Source organism: Shewanella oncorhynchi (assembly GCF_030848765.1).
Lineage (GTDB): Bacteria > Pseudomonadota > Gammaproteobacteria > Enterobacterales > Shewanellaceae > Shewanella > Shewanella oncorhynchi.
In genome coordinates this window covers 963,799-983,161 of the sequence record NZ_CP132914.1, presented here as the reverse complement: position 1 = coordinate 983,161, position 19,363 = coordinate 963,799, and the positions used below count along the sequence as shown (strand labels likewise).

Sequence of the window (19,363 nt, the reverse complement as noted above, 5' to 3'; positions counted from 1 at the left end):
GTGTCTCAAGGACTGGTAACAGCAGCTTACATTATTGCCGCCATTCTCTTCATCTTCAGTCTCGCGGGACTGTCGAAGCAAGAGACGGCAAAACACGGCAATTTATTCGGTATCTTAGGTATGGCAATCGCCCTACTGGCTACCATTTTCAACCCCGATACTAACGGAATTGCGTGGATCTTAATCGCTATGGTGATTGGCGGCGCGATTGGTATCCGTTTAGCACTAAAAGTCGAAATGACTGAAATGCCTGAACTGGTTGCCATCTTGCACAGCTTTGTGGGTATGGCCGCGGTATTGGTTGGCTTTAACAGCTTTATCGACTTACACCCACAGGAAGTCTCACAAGTCGTGGTGGCTGTCGGTGGTGATATCAATACGACCCTCGCCGCAGTACAAGATGCGCTAAGTGAAGCGGTGAAGACCGCCAGCAAAGAGCACCTCACTGGCGCTATGCTTAACATTCACTTAGTCGAAGTCTTCCTCGGGATCTTCATCGGTGCGGTGACCTTTACGGGTTCTATCGTTGCCTTTTGTAAGTTACGCGGACTGATTTCATCTAAACCTCTGATGCTGCCACATCGCCACAAGCTGAACCTAGTCGCAGTGCTAGTGTCTTTCGCCCTGTTGGTATACTTCGTACAGACAGGCGGCACTATGCCAGCATTGCTGTTGATGACCTTGATTGCCTTCGCCTTCGGCTGGCATTTAGTCGCATCCATTGGCGGCGCGGATATGCCAGTGGTTGTGTCTATGCTGAACTCCTACTCAGGTTGGGCAGCGGCAGCGGCAGGCTTTATGTTGTCGAACGACCTCTTGATTGTGGTCGGCGCATTAGTAGGTTCATCGGGTGCTATTCTGTCTTACATCATGTGTAAGGCCATGAATCGCTCATTTATTTCAGTTATCGCTGGCGGCTTTGGCACAGATGGTGTGGCCTCGACTGCCGATGAAGAAATGGGTGAATACCGTGAAACCAACGCCGAAGATGTGGCGGATATGCTGAAAAATGCCACTTCAGTCATCATCACTCCGGGTTACGGTATGGCAGTGGCGCAGGCGCAATATCCTGTTGCGGAAATCACTCAAAAACTACGTGATCGCGGCGTGAAAGTGCGTTTTGGTATCCATCCAGTTGCTGGTCGATTACCAGGCCATATGAACGTACTGCTCGCTGAAGCGAAAGTCCCCTACGATATCGTGCTCGAAATGGACGAAATCAACGAAGACTTTAAAGACACAGATGTCGTGCTCGTTATCGGCGCCAACGACACGGTTAACCCTGCGGCAATGGAAGATCCAGGCAGTCCAATCGCAGGTATGCCAGTGCTGGAAGTGTGGAAAGCACAAAACGTGATTGGCTTTAAACGTTCGATGAACACAGGTTATGCCGGCGTGCAAAACCCGCTGTTCTTCAAAGAAAATACCCAAATGCTGTTTGGGGATGCTAAGGCCAGTGTTGAAGCCATTTTAAAGGCACTTTGAGTTTAATTTAATATCAACAGAGTAGAAATCGCTTAGGCGATAAACACTATTCTAAAGAAATGAAGGGAGCCACTGGCTCCCTTTCTTTTCACATTTTTTTAAGCCTATTAAGCTAGTCTCTGCGCCAATATGATGCGAGGCTTATCTGCCCACAATGCTGATATGCTTAATGTAAGCTAAAACAGTAAGTTAAATCTAAAGCTGGTTTAAGGAAATAATAAATGTTGCTTGGGCTGTTTATCCTGTCTGCCGTGTTAATCAAAACCTCATTACTCGGGCTTGGCTGGATATCGATTACCATCGGCCTGAGTGGGTACCTGTTTTGTCGATGGTTTAATATCAATTTAGATATCAAACTGATTGATAAATTTAAACGACTCTTTATCACTGGTGCGGCTCTGCATCTTCTCGTCTATATCGGCTTAATCACTAAGCTTTTCCTTATCGACAGCTTTGAAGACTTGCCCACATTCCTGATAAGTCACTTAGTCTTACACCACGCAATCAGTGCCGTGATTGCTGCTGCATTAACCTTCTTGGCGATTCGCATCTATCTACAACAGCAAAAATTAACTCAAGCCTATCGACAGAAATTAAGCTAACTCAACAAGGTTTTGATGACAAATGCAGACGAATAAAAGCTGGGTAAATTCATCATTAGCTTAAGTGCCATAAATAATGGGGGGGACTAAAGCAGACCATGTAGAAGTGTTGTCAGCAACACTGAATTCATCAATGGATTCAAACATCAGGGATAAGAATGGCCCCTGATGTTTGGTGGGAGTTAAGCCAAGATACGTTAGTCGACGGCAATATCGTTATCTTTAAGCTCTTTTGACAGGGTTTCATAATTCGTTTTGAGTTTTGGCAAAGTATCTTCTTTGATTTTACTCAATACATTTTGCAACTGATCCTTACCGTAAGAAACGCTATAGTGACGGGTTTCAATATTACTAATGATCTTCTCAGACTCTAAATACAAACGACGAATATCAGACAAAATATCACTCGGTGTTTCTAGCGCATTGGCAGAATAGCGCATGTTATCCCAGACAAATAATCCCATCTGTGGATGCATTTTCACTAAACTATTACTACTCACAGTCTCAACTGTGTCAGCGTAATGACTCAAGATTTCAACATTGTCACTCACTTCGTCATATAGGGCATGACGCAGATGATAGTTATTCTGCATATTGCTCAGGGCATCAAATTTAATTGCCTGTGACAACCCTTCTTGCGCGGCTAAATACACGCCAACAACAGTCGCAATGATTATAAAAATCTGACTCACCCAAAAACTGGTTTTGATAAGCTCAGTGTTATCAAGCTTAATGGTGCGTTTAGGCATATCTGCCTCATTAGAGATGGGGGTCATGTCCATATGTTTTATCCTGTCAAATCAAAAGTACAAGGCAATATCACTAACTTAAATCATTATTGAGTGGTCATCCTACACTATTGGGGTATGACTTACCTCAGTACAAATCACGATTTTTACCCACAAAAAAGGAGCCATCTGGCTCCATTTTTATATTCATTGGTCAGTCTATTATGCTGCTTTTGCCACATCAAAATTGGATAGCAACATCACAGCTGTACGGCCTAATAAATGGTTGATCGTGCGATCGCCCGCTAAGCCTAACTCAGCAATCGCTTGCTGACGCGCTGTACTCACCGCTCTAAAGAGGGTAATTTCATTATTTGCACCACCACAAAGACTAAAGAACAGTCTTAATACTGCGCGGTAATGCTCTTCCTGCATTGCCTGCATCCAGGATGTTTCCAATGCCTCTTGGCTAGAAAAATCCAGCGCAGCAACAAATAGATTGCCGATACGACTATCCAAACGAACAAGAAAATCGCTTTTGCGTGGAAAATGGTGACTAATACCTGTGCGACTAATACCCGTTGCTTCAGATAACGTAGTATAAGACATAGTCTCAAAGCCGATAGTCAAAATTTGTCTTAACGCTTCATCCATAATTTGATTTATGGTTTGCTCAGTTTGTACTCGCGAGCGCTTAGCCATAGTAAAGTCTCCCCTCTTATTTTTAGGGGGAAAGCTTACCAAAGCCGCTCAGGGATTACTGCTGTTCACTGGGCCGTAACCAGCGTATTTCACTTTTGTTCAGCTAGGGTTCAGTTTAAAACAGGCTTCACCACAGATTTAATTAACACATTCATAACATTGAATTTTGTACCAACCAGTTATGTGCTTTTTCTTCGCCCATGAGTAAAACGAACGTCGGTTGGAGATAGTGTCCAAGATCAGCTTTTCGCCAAAATAGATATTCAGGAAGGGGTTGCAATACACTCGCGCCAAAAGTGCGTTGCATTAAGCTCGAATACTCACCTAATAATCTCGGCTCTAATTGCTCGGCTTTAGGGTAAAAATTCGTTAAAAAGTCCCGATACTCGGCAAATTTAGCCACTTGAGCAACATCGTATCGATGCAACACTTGTATCAACATTGGCGAACTCCAATGCGACAAATGTTGCGGGCTTGTTAATGCATCAAGGTTGCGTCTGTGGTATTGCTGCCACGCCAAGGCAAAATCATTTTTCTCCCGTGCGATACGCCAAACCAAATAAATGTCAGCTAGCCATTCATGTTGATATGCACTCAAGTGAGTAGGTAACACAGAGCCTTGCAGAGCAAGGTTCTCCAAATGACCGAGCTCATGCCATAGGGTTAATTGCGGCTGTTCAAGCAAAGGTAATTGGTAGGTCACCATATCGACACTGGCTAACTGTACTTGCGGTGTCAGCTGCTCATTCACTAAGACTAGGCCCGCAATCTTATTGTCATCAACGGGCATGACCATGGCACTTCTGCGGCCTAAATCGCGCTTAAATTGATCTAGCGTGGCGGGCAGCTGCGCCAACACTTGCTCTGGCAATAATGCCAAGCAAGTGCCAAGCTCTGGTAAAGGGCAAATCAAAGCCTGCTTATCGGCAATGGGCGTCCAAGTCAGGCTAGATGCGAATGCCAGAGCGACTAAGCTCACTGATTCGCCATGATATTTTGAATAATCGCCGTGGTTGAAATACCATCCTCAAAGCCCAGCACTTGCACTTGGCCACCGGCGGCAATCACTTCAGCGCCACCAGCAATATCCTCAAGCTTATAATCACCACCTTTGACCAGCAGATTTGGCAGCAATCGAGTAATGATGCGCTGCGGCGTATCTTCACTAAAAGGCACAACCCAATCGACAGAAGCTAAGCCAGCGAGCACAGCCATACGACGATCAACCTGATTAACTGGACGGCCTTCACCCTTGAGGCGTTTAACCGAGGCATCATCATTTACCGCGACGATCAAACGATCGCCCAAAGCTTTCGCCTGTTTAAGATAGCTCACGTGGCCCGCATGTAAAATATCAAAGCAACCATTAGTCATCACCACACGTTCACCGCGTAGTTTGGCTTGCTCTAAGGCGTAGGCCAGTTGATCTTCACTCACCACCCCAAAACCCGATTCTCCATGGTGCAAAGCTAAAGCTTCAATAAGCTCAATGCGGCTCACGGTAGAAGTGCCAAGTTTACCGACCACAACGCCTGCGGCGGTGTTCGCAATTGCGCAAGCCTGCGGTAAATCGGCGCCCGCGGCTAATGAGGTTGCTAAGGCTGAAATCACAGTATCGCCAGCACCCGTCACATCATAGACTTCACGGGCAACGGTAGGAATGTGCAACTCAGGCGCATTAGCGGTCACTAAGGTCATGCCCTTTTCAGAGCGGGTGACTAAAATGGCATCAAAATGATGTTGCTTGAGTAAACCACGGGCTTTTTCCAACAGGTCGGCTTCAGAGGTCACAGTGCCAACAACAGCTTCAAACTCGCTCATATTTGGGGTAATGAGTGACGCGCCATGATAACGACCAAAGTCACTGCCCTTAGGATCGACTAATACCATCACACCTTTCGAACGCGCTAAGGCAATAAAATCTCGCGGCTGATCGATAGCGCCCTTTGCATAGTCGGACAACACCACGACATCAACAGAATCGAGTAAAGCCTCAGATTGTTTCAGTAAACGCACGCTATCGGCCTTGTCGAAGGCTTCTTCAAAATCGAGGCGGATAAGCTGCTGATTACGTGATAACACCCTCAGCTTAGTGATGGTTGGTTTATCAGCAATACTTAACCATTGGGGTTCAACCCCTAAAGTTTGCACACCGAGCGTTAGGGCATGGGCAGTATCATCTTGGCCGACGAGCCCGGCAAGTTGGACTTGCCCTCCTAAGGTCGCGATATTGAGCGCCACGTTGGCCGCGCCGCCGGGTCTGTCTTCGACTTGATTAATCTTCACCACAGGTACGGGGGCTTCAGGGGAGATACGTCCCGTAGGGCCAACCCAATAGCGGTCTAACATCACATCGCCGACGACTAACACTCTGGCTTTTTCAAATGCTGGCAGAGAAACCTTCATAGTGCTCTTATCTTTATGCAGAAATTAAACCGTGATTGTACCTAATTTTCAGCAAAAATTGAGTTAGAATGAGCAGTAATTTTCAAAAGTAGTGAGTATTTTTGTGGTCGAGAAAGCCGAGTTTTCATCTTCTTTATATCATCCTAAGCATTGGCCCATGTGGTTTGGCGTATTTTTGATGCGTTTAACTCAACTTCTACCGCTTCCTTGGCAGATGACGCTGGGTAAGGGATTGGGTCGCTTAGTGATGAAATTCGCAGCTGGCCGCACCCACACAGCGCGCCGTAACTTGACCCTCTGTTTCCCTGAAATGACGGAAGCACAGCGAGAAGATTTACTCACGCGTAACTTTGAAGAAACGGGCAAAGCCATTTTCGATACCATCAATGCATGGTGGTGGCCCGATGAAAAAGTGCAGCAGCACATGAGTATCAAAGGCGAAGAACACGTACAAGACACGTTAAATGCTGGCCACGGAGTTATCCTCTTTGCCGTGCATTGTTTGCCGCTAGAAATGGGCGCACGTATCTTCGGCCAATTCCAACCCGGCGTGGGGGTTTATCGCCCACACAATAATCCTGTGATGGAATACCTGCAGGTCAAAGGCCGTTTACGCTCGAATAAAGGTCTCGTTTCTAAACGCGACTTGCGCCAAATGATACGCTGCCTACGCAATCCCGATGTGATTTGGTACACGGCCGATCAAGACTTTGGCCGTTCCAGTGCGGTATTTATCCCATTTTATGCCATGCCAGATGCGGCAACGATTACCGGTGCCACCACGTTAGCTAAACTCGGCAAAGCCAAAGTCCTGCCTTTTTTTGTGGAACGTACTACAGATGATAAAGGCTATCGAATTGAAGTGATGCCACCGCTGGATAATTTCCCCGGCGAAGATGAATTAGCCGACGCGATTCGCGGTAACAAGATTATTGAATCCATCATAGATAAAAACCGCGCCCAATATATGTGGTTACATCGCCGCTTTAAGACCCGTCCCGACCCAACGGACAAATCTTTATATCAGTAACTCAATCAGCTTTGAATACAAAAATGCCAGCAAATAAGCTGGCATTTTTTATGGTGACTTTCGATAGTAAGGACCATCTAGCACATAGGATTAGAGCGCATTCTCAGTCGGTAAACGAATACCTACGTTAGTGACTTTACCTTCATACAGCCCCGCCACCACCCAATGCAACGACTGCCAGTGGAACTGATCCCCAAGTACAGGATTGGCGCCAAGCTGAGATACAACAAGGTCTGCGACTGTCATATCATCAGCGAGATTATCTAAACTCAAACCATAAATAGGCGCGAGATCCGCAAGCTTAACGTCTGTTTCAATAAAGAAATCACCGAAGAATCGTTGTACTTCTTTATTTTCTGGCGCTTGGCTAAAAAGGTTACTCAAGGCTTCTAAACTTTTCTCCTGACCCAGCACACAGAGTATATCGCCCGCTTCGAGGCGAGTGCTACCCGATGGATGCAACAAAGTGTCATCCCTAAATACCGCCGCAATCCGTGTCCCATCTGGCATAGCTAAGCGCTTTAGCGGCTCACCAATACACCACTTACTTTCACTCAAACGATAGACAAACACTTCCCATTCGCTGCTCGGGTAAATTTCAACTCCCGAGCGCGAAACGGGTAACGGCTTTGGGGGCAGTTCCACCTTAGCTAAACGCGCTGCTGTGGTCAAAGATGCACCTTGAACCAGCAACGACACTAATACAACGAAGAAGGCTAAGTTGAAGTACAACTGAGCACCCGGTAAGCCCGCCATCATAGGGAATACAGCTAAGATGATAGGCACAGCGCCGCGTAACCCCACCCAAGAAATAAACCAGCGGTCGCGACTGCTAAAGCTCTTAAATGGCAATAGACTGATCCACACGGCGACAGGGCGAGCAAATAAAATCATTCCGAATGCCAGAGCAAAACCTGGGATCATGATATCGACTAAATCTGAAGGGGTAAGCAATAACCCTAATACGAGGAACATGCCGATTTGACTGACCCAAGTCATACCATCCAGTACGTTCAAAATCGCATGACGGCCACGGGTTGGCTTATTGCCGAGGAACAGACCCACTAAGTAAATCGACAAAATACCGCTACCACCCAGTTTGTTGGACGCAGCATAAATAATCAGACCACCGCTTAAAACTAAAATAGAGTACAGACCATCAGCTAACTTGCTTAAATTGACGAGCTTCCACAGCATCCAGCCGCCGCCCAAACCTAAACAGATCCCCAGACCAAATTGCTTAATAAAGCTAATAAGCATAAAGCTGAAGGACAACTCACTGTCGACATTGGCAAGAATGGCAATCAAAGTTACGGTTAAGAATACCGCCATGGGATCGTTACTGCCGGACTCAATTTCTAAGGTCGCACCAACCCGCTCGTTAAGGCTACGCCCTTTAAGCAGGGAAAATACCGCGGCGGCATCGGTCGAGCCCACAATCGCGCCCACCAGCAAACCTTGCAACCAATGCAAATCGAACAACCATGCTGCCATCATGCCGGTGATACTGGTCGTAATGGCAACGCCAAAGGTCGCCAACGATAATGCAGGCCATAGCGCCACCCTAAAACTGGCAACGCGGGTGCGCATACCGCCATCGAGTAAAATAATCGCTAAGGCTAAGTTACTGACTAAATAGGAAGTTGAATAATCATCAAACTGGATTCCACCAAGGCCATCTTCGCCAGCCAAAATACCCACAGCGAGGAAAATCAATAAAATAGGGATGCCCAAACGGGAAGACATAGGACTAAGTAAAACACTCACTGCTGTAAGCAAGGCGCCAATCAGAAAAAAACTATTGATGGAATCTGCATCCACAAACGCCTCCTTAATACAGGTTGTTTAGTTAAACGATAGACAAATCACCGAGGTTAAAAATGACTCAACTCACAATTTTATGATTTTATATTAGCACAAAAATATCGAATTATTGGAGCGTTAAATATTAAATTTCAATCATCTACATAAAAAATGTCATAAAAACAACTTTCTATTAACCTTTAGATAAAGGCTAACGTAAAACCTAAAGGATAGCAGAACATCTCCACATGACTTAATAAGAATTAAAAGAAATAAATATCAAATAGTTAAAAATAACAAACTGAACGTAAACTCAAATCATTCAAGCAAAACTCAGCTCACAAACCTGTATAAACTAACGGTATCATGACCAATTTAGTGTCAGATAAAATAATGTCGTGTAAAGAGTGAATATTTGAACATTATCCTTAAGCTAATTGTTTTAACTCCATTTATTTGCCAATGAGATGATTTAAACTCACTTTATCCGATGAGCAATAGCCTTGTCAGAAAATGACCACACACTGTTTTCCCAAAACAAATCAATTCAGTTCCAGTAACGCCATACATGCTCGCCATTCAAACAGACACGTTTTAGATTGGTTAACACTGCAAATATTTATCATCAAGCAGGAAGGCATACACAAGACAATTGAGTACAGCAGGTTTTAACGACAAGACTAAATACTGACAATTGACGCCGCCAAGGAAAACCGTTAAAACAAAAAATTAAGCGATAAATACGCCGTACTGATCATATTTCAGTTGAAATAATGTCCAAAATAAGGAAGGATGCGAGCTTCGCGCGCCAGTGCATTTTGCTCGTCAAATTGCCGCTCTCGTTTTAAGAGAGAAAGCTGCGTTAAACACGCTTTTTTATTAACAGGAATCGTAGTATCCGCTTATGAGTATGCTTCGCACCACAGCTTTATTATTGACTTTGGTTTTCCCTAGTCTGTCCGCTTTAGCAACGGAATATCCTTTACCAGCCGCCCAAAGCAGGCTAATTGGCGAGAACCAGTATTATACGGTTCCAGAGGGTAAACACACTCTCGAAGATATCGCAGCCAAATACCAGCTTGGTCTCAGTAACTTACTCGAAGCTAACCCAGGTGTGGATCCATTTCTGCCAAAACCAGGTAGCCAACTGATCATTCCATTGCAATTGATCCTGCCAAACGCTCCCCGTGAAGGCATAGTGATCAACGTGGCTGAAATGCGGTTGTATTACTATCCAAAAGGCAAAAAGACTGTTGAAGTGTTGCCTATTGGTATTGGCCAAATCGGTAAAGACACACCTGAAAACTGGGTGACCACTGTACAACGCAAGCGTGCGAATCCAACTTGGACACCCACACCGCGCATTCGTAAAGAATATGCTGCTAAAGGTGAAATCCTGCCAGCGGTATGGCCAGCCGGTCCAGATAACCCTATGGGACTGTATGCGCTGTATATCGGCAACTTGTATGCGATTCACGGTACTAACGCAAGTTTCGGTATTGGTTTGCGTGTCAGTCAAGGTTGTGTGCGTTTACGCCATGAAGATATCGAGCATCTATTCAAGACTGTACCAGTGGGAACCCGGGTACAATTTGTGAACCAGCCGATTAAAGCAACCGAAGAGCCAGACGGTAAACGCTACTTAGCCGTGCATCAACCATTGTCTCGCACTGTGGCGGAGTTTGAATCAAATGAGCCCGTTGCGATATCACTGCCAAAAGAGATCGCTAAGTTTATCGCTAAAGCTGACACTGATTCTTCTGTGATCAAGAAGCTACTCGATGAACGTACTGGTGTGCCAATGCGAATTAATCAATAATTCACTGGCGAATATCACCTAAAAAAATACCCGCAATCTGCGGGTATTTTTTGTCATGTCAGGCTACTCACTAACGTAATAGACTAACATATCAATCACATAAAGGTGCACACAGGGCCAAGAAGTGAGTCATAGCAGCACTGTTTGCTAATACGCGTTGATCGAAGTTTTGCAACGCAGGCGTTTCAGTACAAGCACCGACACGAGCACCACTTCGCACTAAACAAGCTTCAAAAGACGTATCAAAATGATTGAAGATCAAACCATCTTTTACAGGACACCCATCAATCTCACCGTCTACCGCAATCGGGAAATAACCACCTAAAGTATCGCGCAGATCGAGACTAAAACGTCCAGGTACTTGGCTTGGCTCAAAAGAATACACATAGGCTTCACGACTCAAGACATCTTCATGGCAAGTTAAAATACCGTCTCGACTCGCAGCAAGCAGTAACTGTGCGTGCTCTAACAATAGCTTACCTTCAACCGATGTATGTTCATTCGCTTTAGGTTTACCGTTCTCAAATACAAAACCACGATTTGGGTTTTCGCCGTATTTATTAAATCTATGACCACGACTGAATCCAGTAGGATTGACGAGAGGCAATAAACTCAAGTTCACCCGTTCAAATAGGTCTGCTGAAGCTTCACTCAAAAAATGCAACAAACCCCATGGGCCTGCAGATTCTTCGCCATGAAATCCTGTGCTGATCAATAAAGAAGGTAAGCCTGACTTAGCGGCCGGTGACTGATACAAGCTAACATCGTATTTACCCACTTCACCCAATGTTTTCTCAACCATGCCCAAACGGGTCATTTCCTGCTCAAGCAGCAGATAGAAATTATCAATATCAGTGCTTTCACAGTTAAAAATATCGCTTTTCCACTGAAAGGATTCGAACGGAGATCTGCTTACCATATCTTGTACTTATGCCAGAAAAAGAACTGTGCCATCATAGCAGTTCTTTTCAAAAACTGAATGCTATTCAACTGATTTCGATGAAATCCGAGCAGTCGTCGACAGTGGTGCAATCTGTATCGATACCTGCGAATGTATCAATTGCCTGTCGTTAATGGTATCCAGCTTGAGTAAGACATTTAACGAATTAAAAAATAAGCTCGGCAGGACGCACTTATGAACACTCAAATCACCTTTTTTATCGCCATTTCGGCCAGTGTTTTCAGTCATACGCTACAGGCCCAATGCCGCACCGAGCAAGATGCGCAAGCCTTATATGCGCTCGAAGCGAATATAGAGACCTATACGCTACAAAATGGCCTAACAGTGCGATTACTGCCCATGGCAGATAAACAAACAGTCACAGTCGCCAGCCAATTTAATTTAGGCGCCCGCAACGAAGCCCAAGGTCAGAGCGGTTACGCCCATCTGTTTGAGCACATGTTGTTTAAAGGGAGTGAAAATGCCCCCAGCGATACCTATGCTCAGCAGTTCAGTGCTTTAGGTGCACGTTTTAATGCCAGCACGCATTTTGACTACACCAACTACTATGTGACGCTGCCAAACCAAGCATTAGAACTGGGCTTATATCTCGAAGCCGATCGCTTTATCCGCCCTAGCCTTAACGCCACTACGGTTAAAAATCAGCAGGAAACCGTACTGCAGGAAATGGCACAAACCATAGATAATCAGCCCTATATCCGCAGCGCGATGGCGTTTTTACTCGAGCAAGTAAAAGGCACTCCCTACGGTCACGGTATTATTGGCAGTCGCGAAGATATCTTGCAAGCCACACCAGAAAACCTAACGGCCTTTCACCGTGCTTATTATCGTCCCGATGCGATGCAGCTTTCCCTTGTCGGCAAACTAAGCCCACAAACCCGACAATGGATTGAGCAAAATTTTGCGGCTTGGTCTAGGCCAACGATTGCTGAACCTGAATTTTCTGAGTTAACAATCCAGCCTAAACAAGTACATGCTGAGTTAGTGGATGAGCGCGGATCTTGGCCCGGATTACTGCTCGCTTGGCATACAGTAGGTAAAGATCACCCCGATGCTGCCGCAATTCGGCTGCTAGAAGGCTATTTATTTCAAAACACCACCAGTGCACTTGCTAAACTCAGTCTGCATAATCCCGAACAAATGCTCAGCTACTCCCTGCCCTTTGAGTTAGAAAATCATGGCATAGCGAATATCGTCTTGGTTCCACGGGCACGGACCTCACTCGATGCCTTAGTGCAAAAAGTGTTGGGACTTGTGGCACAAACGCAGCAAGATGCTCTGGATGAAGCAAGTCTTTGCACACTTAAACAAGTGTGGTTAAACAATCAATTACAACAACTGGATGACACGCAGGCCTTAGCCATCAAGCTTTCCGCAACGTCGGCTCAAGATAAAGACCATCCCTTCACTGCCCAGTGGCAACGGATCAACGCAGTCACGGCCGACGATATCCAAAGCGTCGCAAAACGGTATTTTAACCAAGATTATGTCCGAGTCGACCTACTGCCACCTTGGTATATTCGCTGGGGTAAAACGCTACTGGAATGGCTGCCTAACGATATGAGTGACAGTTTAGAGGATGCGGTATTATGACGACTCAGACAATGTCAAAGCAGCTACAAGGCTTAATGTTCTGCGCTGTGGCTTTATCACTAAACGCCTGCCAGCAGACGCAAATCGTCTTCACGCCGAGCGAACCGCCGAGTTTGGCCCATTTTGAAACGCCAAACTCTTTAGCCCATTCTTTGCCTAGCTCTTTGAACAATCATTTACCCAAAAGCAGCGTCATTATCCCCGTAACGGATGAAATTTTTACCGATGAAGTCCATACCGAATTGGATTTACCCTATCAGTTACATCGCCTTGCCTCAGTTCAAATGAATAACAGTGTGAGCAACAGGGTCAGTTTAGCGGCTGTGAGCCCGCAAGTTCCCTTCAATAATCCCGATATTTTACAGATTGCCTTTCAAGAAAAGGCCCGCGCACTTGCCATTAGCCGCGCAGATCCCTGTCTTGAGACTTTCAATATGCGTGTCAGCTTGCACAGCATTAATTTAAGCCTCACTTGCCCCGACGATGTTAACCATATCTACGGCTTACTACTGCAATTTTGGCAGCCAGATGCCTTTGTTGATGCGACAACCGCCCCCGTCGATGTCGACAATATTCGCCGTCAACTCAAGCTCAATAAACACTTAAACGCCTTTAGTGGCGCCGAGATAGATAAAGAGTGGCGCGAAAAACTGCTCGGCCCTGAACATCCCTACAATAGAGTGATCAATAATAATGCATTGTTCGATTCGCTCAGCCTAAGGCAACTGCAACAAATCCAACAACAGGCGGTAACACAAGCACAGTGGCATCTTTTTCTACCCAACTTTTTGGCAAATAATGCTAAATTTGACCTTCAGGCTAGCCTTAAACTGTGGCCAATATTGCCTAATTCAGTGCCGAAAGTGGATAAACTAGAGACAGTAAAGCCTCAGCAAATCAAGAGGATTTACCTTATTGATGCGCCGGGCAGCGTGCAAACCCAAGTCCGCCTAGGTTATGCCATAGATCATGTCCTAAGTGATGCATCAACTCAGCAGCAACTGAACCCACAGGAAGTCGCCTTAAGCTGTCGCAGTTTATCCGCACTCATGGGCCGCAGTTTTTCGGGCAGACTCTACTATGATTTACGGGAAAAACGCGGCCTCACCTATGGCATCTACGGCCAGTGCGCCAATGCACCGCTGTCCAGCAGCATCAAATTTTACGGCAGTACAGCCATAGAACATACGGGCGCGTTTGTGGTGGGTATACTCGATCACCTCGCACTGGTTAAGACGCAAGGTGCTAGCCAAGGTGAAATCGATGCACTTAAAACCTATTTGATCGGTGAAGATTTGCTCAGCCAAGACAACAGCATTCAACGTGAAAACCAATATATCCACCAAGTCGCGACAGGATTAACTCAAATTGAAGTTCAGCAGCTAAATGCAGGATTACAGGCTCTAACGCCCGAAAGGCTACAACAGTTAGCAAACGCGGCTTTTAGTGGTAATCCATTGATTATTTTGCGGGGCGATGTTGATCGAATTCTTCCTGACTTAAAAACCAAGCTACCAGAGTGGCAGTTTGAAAGGGTCAAGGTTGGCCTAACTGACAACTAAAGCCAAATAATCCTTCTAAAAGATTCAAATGCGCGATCGACAGATTAGAGCTTATTGGTCGCACTGTCGCTGGCTGGCGGTGCGCCATTATCACCCAGCGTCATCTGTTCATGGCCTTGTTCCATTTGTTGTAAATCTTCCATCGCCGAATCCTGCTGCATGATCTGCGGATCAGGATCATCTGCCGATAATACCGCCATATTGTCAGCATTCGCGCTATTTAGCGTAGCAGGTTGATCAGGAGCCATACCATTTACTGCCTTAAGCCCCTCGATTGCCGGAGACGCCTCAGTTTTCAGCGGGCTGTTACTAAGATTCGGTAACCACTCACGCAATTGCTCGGGTCCAAAACTAAAACCTAACGCTATGACGACAGTTGCCACAGCAACATACAGCCAAGGGCGAATCGCCAGATGATCACCTCTTAGTAAAGTGCTTTCACTGGCATATAAATGCGCATCCGAGCGTTGAGCTATTGGCGCGAGTGCTTGTAGCATGTCCGGCAAGGCATCGAGTTCAGGACCTTTAATACGCTGACCAATAAACTGCCCGCCTTCGTAAATCTCCATCTGATGACTGGCGACTTCACCGTCAACCACACCAGAACTGTTAATAATCAACTTATTACAACAGACTCTTCCGCGAAATACGCCACAAACCCGCAGCTCATGACAACTGACTTCACCAGAGATCTCGCCGCCAAGTTCGATCTTAATTTGTCCTGCAGATCTAATCTTGCCCTGCAATTTACCCGCAATGAATGCCGCGATCTCTAATTGAATGTCGCCCTCAATCAAGGTTTGTGCACTGATAACCGTAATGCCATTGCCCTTACTCGCCATAGGATTCATTCCATATCATTATTTTTGTGACAAAGATGTTATGGTAAAAGTCCTCGAGAATAAAGCACTGGTTTCGCTTAGTATTTGACCTAAGCCCCAGAGCGGGACTTAAGTCACGCCAGCGACTATGTTACCCTGAGCATCTTGCCATATGGCTCCCGAGTACCTGAATATGAGTAACAGGATGCCTCAAAAAGGTGAGTACTGATATCGCACTAAAACAAAGCTAAAGAACACACTAGCAGCAAACACCGAAAACAAACCGCCAACGAGACCCCGACATGGCACATTCAAACTCCGCTAGCTCGCAATCGATAGCCCCAATCGTGACACCACTTGAAGCGTATCGCGCCATGGTAAGCATAGATCTCATTGACGATCCCGCGCAGCAACAGGCGGTGTTGGCGCTCGATGTGCTATTTAAGCAGTTGATGCTACAGCCACATTCAGCACAGTTTTCCCTTATCAACAAACAAGCAATCAAAGGTCTGTATCTGTGGGGCGATGTGGGTCGGGGCAAAACGTTTCTGATGGATTTGTTTTTCGATTGCTTGCCGAGTGAAGGCAAGTTAAGACTGCATTTTCACCGATTTATGGCGCGGATACACCAAGCATTACGCGAACATTCGGGTAAACGAGATCCGTTAACTCTCATAGCTAAAAATCTCGTAAAAGAGTGCAAGGTGCTGTGTTTCGATGAGTTTTTTGTCTCGGACATTGGCGATGCCATGATACTCGCTGGGCTCTTTGAATGCCTATTCAAACAAGGTGTGGTGCTGGTCGCCACCTCAAATATTCCTATTGAGCGCTTATATGAGAACGGCCTAGCTAGGCACAGATTTTTACCTTGCATCCAACTGCTGCAAACACACACTCAAATGCTGCATCTCAATGGCAACCAAGACCATAGGATGCACGCCAGCAATCCTTCATTAAACAACGAGATTTGCATTGATAGCGCTGAAGTTAATTCCTCGATTTCCCGCAATATAGGCATTACCGGAACACTCGATTTTGAGCAGATTTTTGACAAGCTAGTGAATGAGTTAACGCCAAATACACTCAGTATGAGCGCTATTGGCATTAGTGATAGCAGAATGAGTAATGCTAGCCTCACCATCTGCAACCGTGAAATCCCTGTGATCCGCGCCGCTATAGCGCCAACAGGCAACTCAGTCGCTTGGTTCGACTTTTATGCCCTATGTGACGGCCCGAGATCCCAGCTCGATTATATCGAAATAGCCAGTCGATTTAAGATCTTAATGATGAGCGGCGTTCCCAAATTAGGCGGCGAAGTAAAAAGCTGGATCCGTGCCCGCGGCACAGAGGACGGTACAGGTGATAACCAAGCCGCAGCCACGGGCGAGCGCAAACTCTCCTATGCGGCCAACGACGACCCAGCACGGCGCTTTATTAGCTTGATTGATGAGTTATACGATCAAAATGTCAGCTTATATCTCAGCTGCGACGTGCCACTGAGTGAACTCTATCAAGGTGGCGCACTCAGTTTTGAATTCCGCCGCACCTACAGTCGATTAATAGAAATGAGTCGAAGTGAATGGCCGTAAAACATTAGCGATTTATCGCTCTGTTGAGTTAGACCAAAAGCCTAATATTGATAAGCGAGAAGTTAGCCATCACGATAAAAATTCGAGGAACAATTAGTGACAAGATAATTCATGCATTCAGAATATAACAAGCCAAATACGCTATTTGCAGATACAAGCCTAGAAAGATGAATAAGTACCTAAATTGAAAATCTGCAATCATAGATAAACTAGTACAGCAAAAACATTATAATAATTAAAAATCAAATACATAAAATATAAAACCCATCCTCCATAATCGATTCAATCCACACAACTAAATGACTCATTACGTTCAATTTGCTTCTAGCTGTTGCTAACCTTGAGTTTTAAGGTACGGTGTAACTTAGTTTCAATTGTTCTAATTTACAGCCTATAAGTTTAAATCGATCAAATTTACAACCTGCAACATAAAAGCTCAAAAATATAATCTATAGTTTATGCAATCAACTAAAGACTCATGATTCTGACTAAGCGCCATGACACTTAGTTCGAAGTATTCGCTAGAAAATATTAAGAACAGCCTTAAACGGAACTCTTTTAAATACAGGGACGATTAACTTATGTGGTTACGACAATTTAAGATTGGCTCACGATTAATTGCTGCGTTTGGATTACTTGCTCTTGTGTTGCTACTTCAAGGAATCATGTCATTACAGACAATGTCATCCATGCGCTCCACTGCTATAGAAATTGAAGATAATACCCTACCTTCGCTAGTCAGTCTGTCGAGCATCAACCTCAATGTGATGCGCGCTAGGGTGTTTACATTTCGCCTGTTATTAGCAAATTCGACTGCTGAACTTAATAAAGGACTCGATACATTAAGGCAAATCCGCCAGAGTATTAAAACGGATCAAAAAAACTATGAGCCTTTAATTAGCCTGCCAGGTGAGCAGGAGCTCTATCAAGAATTTAGTGGCAGCCTTGATCTGTATTTAAAGCATCAAGATGAGATGATCAGCAAGCTACAGGCGAATGATGCAGCCGAAGCTAAACGGATCATGGATGATGTCATGATAGTGCAAGCCGAAAAAATGACAAAGACGCTCATTAGCATTGGCAGCTTGAATACTGAATATGCAAAGGAACAAGATCAAATAACTGCACAAGCCTACGACGAGAGTAAATGGCTAAACAGCATTATGATAGTGGGCTCCTTAATCGCTGCATTTATGGTGGCAATATTTTTAACTCGCAGTATCGTGCAGCCAATGAAGGAAGCTGTAGGCATTTCAGTGGCAGTCGCAAAAGGGGATTTAACGCAGAAAATCAGCACAGAGGGTAAAGATGAAACCAGTCAACTGATGCAATCATTAGCTGAAATGCAGCAAAACCTGCGCGACACTTTATCCCATATAGCAAACTCCTCTAGCCAGCTCGCCTCCGCAGCCGAAGAACTCAATTCAGTCACTGAAGATGCTTCCCGCGGCATACAGCAACAAAATGATGAAATACAGCAAGCGGCAACAGCGATTACCGAAATGAGTTCGGCAGTGGATGAAGTAGCCAATACGGCGGTGCTCGCTTCAGAAGCCTCTGAAGAAACCGCCCGCAGTACCGAATTAGGTAAAAAACAGGTAGATCAGACAGTCGCAGCCATTATCGACATGAATCAGGATGTGACACAAAGTTCACAGGTTGTTCAAACCTTAGCGATTCAAGCGAGGGATATAGGTAAAGTTCTCGATGTGATCCGCGCCATTGCTGAGCAAACAAATTTACTGGCCTTAAACGCAGCCATTGAAGCGGCGCGAGCGGGCGATACAGGCCGTGGTTTTGCGGTTGTTGCTGATGAAGTTCGCGCCCTAGCCCATCGCACTCAGTCCTCGACCCGTGAAATTGAAGACATGATTAACAAAATCCAGCACGGCACCGAAACGGCTGTGCAATCGATGCAGCACAGCAGCCAAAAGGCTGAACAGGCACTCTCAGTCGCAAGATTGGCAGGGGATGCATTAAACACGATTAATCGCCAAATCAGTACGATGAATAACAGCAACATGGTCATCGCAAGCGCCGCCGAAGAGCAAGCGAAAGTCGCACGTGAGGTCGATAAAAACATTGTGAATATTAGTGATCTTGCCAGCCAAAGTGCTGCGGGGGCACAGCAAACCAGTGCCTCGGCACATGAACTCTCAAGACTCGCCGTTGAACTGAACAATCTACTGACGCGATTTAAAGTCTAGAGTATCACTTTATAATGGAATCTGAGGGTAATGGCGCAAGATGTGTTAAACCGTT

General features: G+C 45.5%; 15 protein-coding genes. 8 read left to right on the top strand and 7 right to left on the bottom strand.

Annotated elements, in window-relative coordinates; translation table 11 throughout:
• Together pntB and RA178_RS04450 are read left to right on the top strand one after the other, a co-directional pair.
• A complete protein-coding gene (pntB, locus tag RA178_RS04455; protein WP_105251576.1) occupies positions 1-1,485 on the top strand; it encodes a Re/Si-specific NAD(P)(+) transhydrogenase subunit beta in 1,485 nt (494 codons plus the stop codon).
• A 221-nt stretch (positions 1,486-1,706) separates the two neighbouring features.
• Positions 1,707-2,087, top strand: coding sequence for a hypothetical protein (locus RA178_RS04450; protein WP_263196151.1), 381 nt, complete (start codon positions 1,707-1,709; stop codon positions 2,085-2,087).
• Between the two features lie 197 nt (positions 2,088-2,284).
• Here the strand turns inward: RA178_RS04450 and RA178_RS04445 are convergent, their stop codons facing one another.
• The 4 genes from RA178_RS04445 to hldE all read right to left on the bottom strand — a co-directional run bounded on the left by RA178_RS04445 (position 2,285) and on the right by hldE (position 5,923).
• A complete protein-coding gene (locus RA178_RS04445; RefSeq protein ID WP_131524277.1) occupies positions 2,285-2,869 on the bottom strand; it encodes a hypothetical protein in 585 nt (194 codons plus the stop codon).
• A 168-nt stretch (positions 2,870-3,037) separates the two neighbouring features.
• A complete protein-coding gene (locus RA178_RS04440) occupies positions 3,038-3,517 on the bottom strand; it encodes a TetR family transcriptional regulator (protein WP_006082899.1) in 480 nt (159 codons plus the stop codon).
• Between the two features lie 151 nt (positions 3,518-3,668).
• Positions 3,669-4,496, bottom strand: coding sequence for a hypothetical protein (locus RA178_RS04435; protein ID WP_306684712.1), 828 nt, complete (start codon positions 4,494-4,496; stop codon positions 3,669-3,671).
• On the bottom strand, positions 4,493-5,923 hold the full coding sequence (gene hldE / locus RA178_RS04430; RefSeq protein ID WP_028761811.1) for a bifunctional D-glycero-beta-D-manno-heptose-7-phosphate kinase/D-glycero-beta-D-manno-heptose 1-phosphate adenylyltransferase HldE: 1,431 nt from the start codon (positions 5,921-5,923) through the stop codon (positions 4,493-4,495). The genes RA178_RS04435 and hldE overlap by 4 nt, the downstream gene beginning before the upstream one ends.
• Positions 5,924-6,026: 103 nt before the next feature.
• Between hldE and RA178_RS04425 the strand changes: the two genes are divergently transcribed.
• Entirely contained in the window at positions 6,027-6,953 is a 927-nt protein-coding gene (locus RA178_RS04425) for an LpxL/LpxP family Kdo(2)-lipid IV(A) lauroyl/palmitoleoyl acyltransferase (protein WP_168822581.1), read from the top strand.
• Positions 6,954-7,043: 90 nt separating this feature from the next.
• Here RA178_RS04425 and RA178_RS04420 read toward each other — a convergent pair whose 3' ends face one another.
• Complete coding sequence (locus RA178_RS04420) at positions 7,044-8,774, bottom strand: potassium/proton antiporter (protein WP_105251569.1); 1,731 nt, start codon at positions 8,772-8,774, stop codon at positions 7,044-7,046.
• Between the two features lie 886 nt (positions 8,775-9,660).
• Here RA178_RS04420 and RA178_RS04415 point away from each other — a divergent pair.
• Positions 9,661-10,575: a L,D-transpeptidase family protein gene (locus RA178_RS04415; RefSeq protein WP_105251568.1), complete on the top strand. Its 915-nt coding sequence runs from the start codon at positions 9,661-9,663 to the stop codon at positions 10,573-10,575.
• Positions 10,576-10,666: 91 nt separating this feature from the next.
• On the opposite strand, the gene RA178_RS04410 is transcribed toward RA178_RS04415, so the two are convergent.
• The gene (locus RA178_RS04410) at positions 10,667-11,494 is read right to left on the bottom strand and encodes an N-acetyl-ornithine deacetylase (protein WP_105251567.1); all 828 of its coding nucleotides are present in this window, start codon (positions 11,492-11,494) and stop codon (positions 10,667-10,669) included.
• A 216-nt stretch (positions 11,495-11,710) separates the two neighbouring features.
• Between RA178_RS04410 and RA178_RS04405 the strand changes: the two genes are divergently transcribed.
• Both RA178_RS04405 and RA178_RS04400 read left to right on the top strand, forming a co-directional pair.
• The gene (locus RA178_RS04405) at positions 11,711-13,129 is read left to right on the top strand and encodes a M16 family metallopeptidase (RefSeq protein ID WP_306684707.1); all 1,419 of its coding nucleotides are present in this window, start codon (positions 11,711-11,713) and stop codon (positions 13,127-13,129) included.
• Positions 13,126-14,691 (top strand): M16 family metallopeptidase, encoded by a 1,566-nt coding sequence (locus RA178_RS04400; protein WP_131524282.1) that lies wholly within the window; start codon positions 13,126-13,128, stop codon positions 14,689-14,691. The genes RA178_RS04405 and RA178_RS04400 overlap by 4 nt, the downstream gene beginning before the upstream one ends.
• 44 nt (positions 14,692-14,735) lie before the next feature.
• Here the strand turns inward: RA178_RS04400 and RA178_RS04395 are convergent, their stop codons facing one another.
• Positions 14,736-15,533: a bactofilin family protein gene (locus tag RA178_RS04395; protein ID WP_131524306.1), complete on the bottom strand. Its 798-nt coding sequence runs from the start codon at positions 15,531-15,533 to the stop codon at positions 14,736-14,738.
• Positions 15,534-15,814: 281 nt separating this feature from the next.
• Between RA178_RS04395 and zapE the strand changes: the two genes are divergently transcribed.
• Complete coding sequence (gene zapE, locus RA178_RS04390) at positions 15,815-17,101, top strand: cell division protein ZapE (protein WP_131524283.1); 1,287 nt, start codon at positions 15,815-15,817, stop codon at positions 17,099-17,101.
• Between the two features lie 581 nt (positions 17,102-17,682).
• Positions 17,683-19,308 (top strand): methyl-accepting chemotaxis protein, encoded by a 1,626-nt coding sequence (locus RA178_RS04385; RefSeq protein WP_306684705.1) that lies wholly within the window; start codon positions 17,683-17,685, stop codon positions 19,306-19,308.
• The last annotated feature ends 55 nt before the right edge of the window (positions 19,309-19,363 follow it).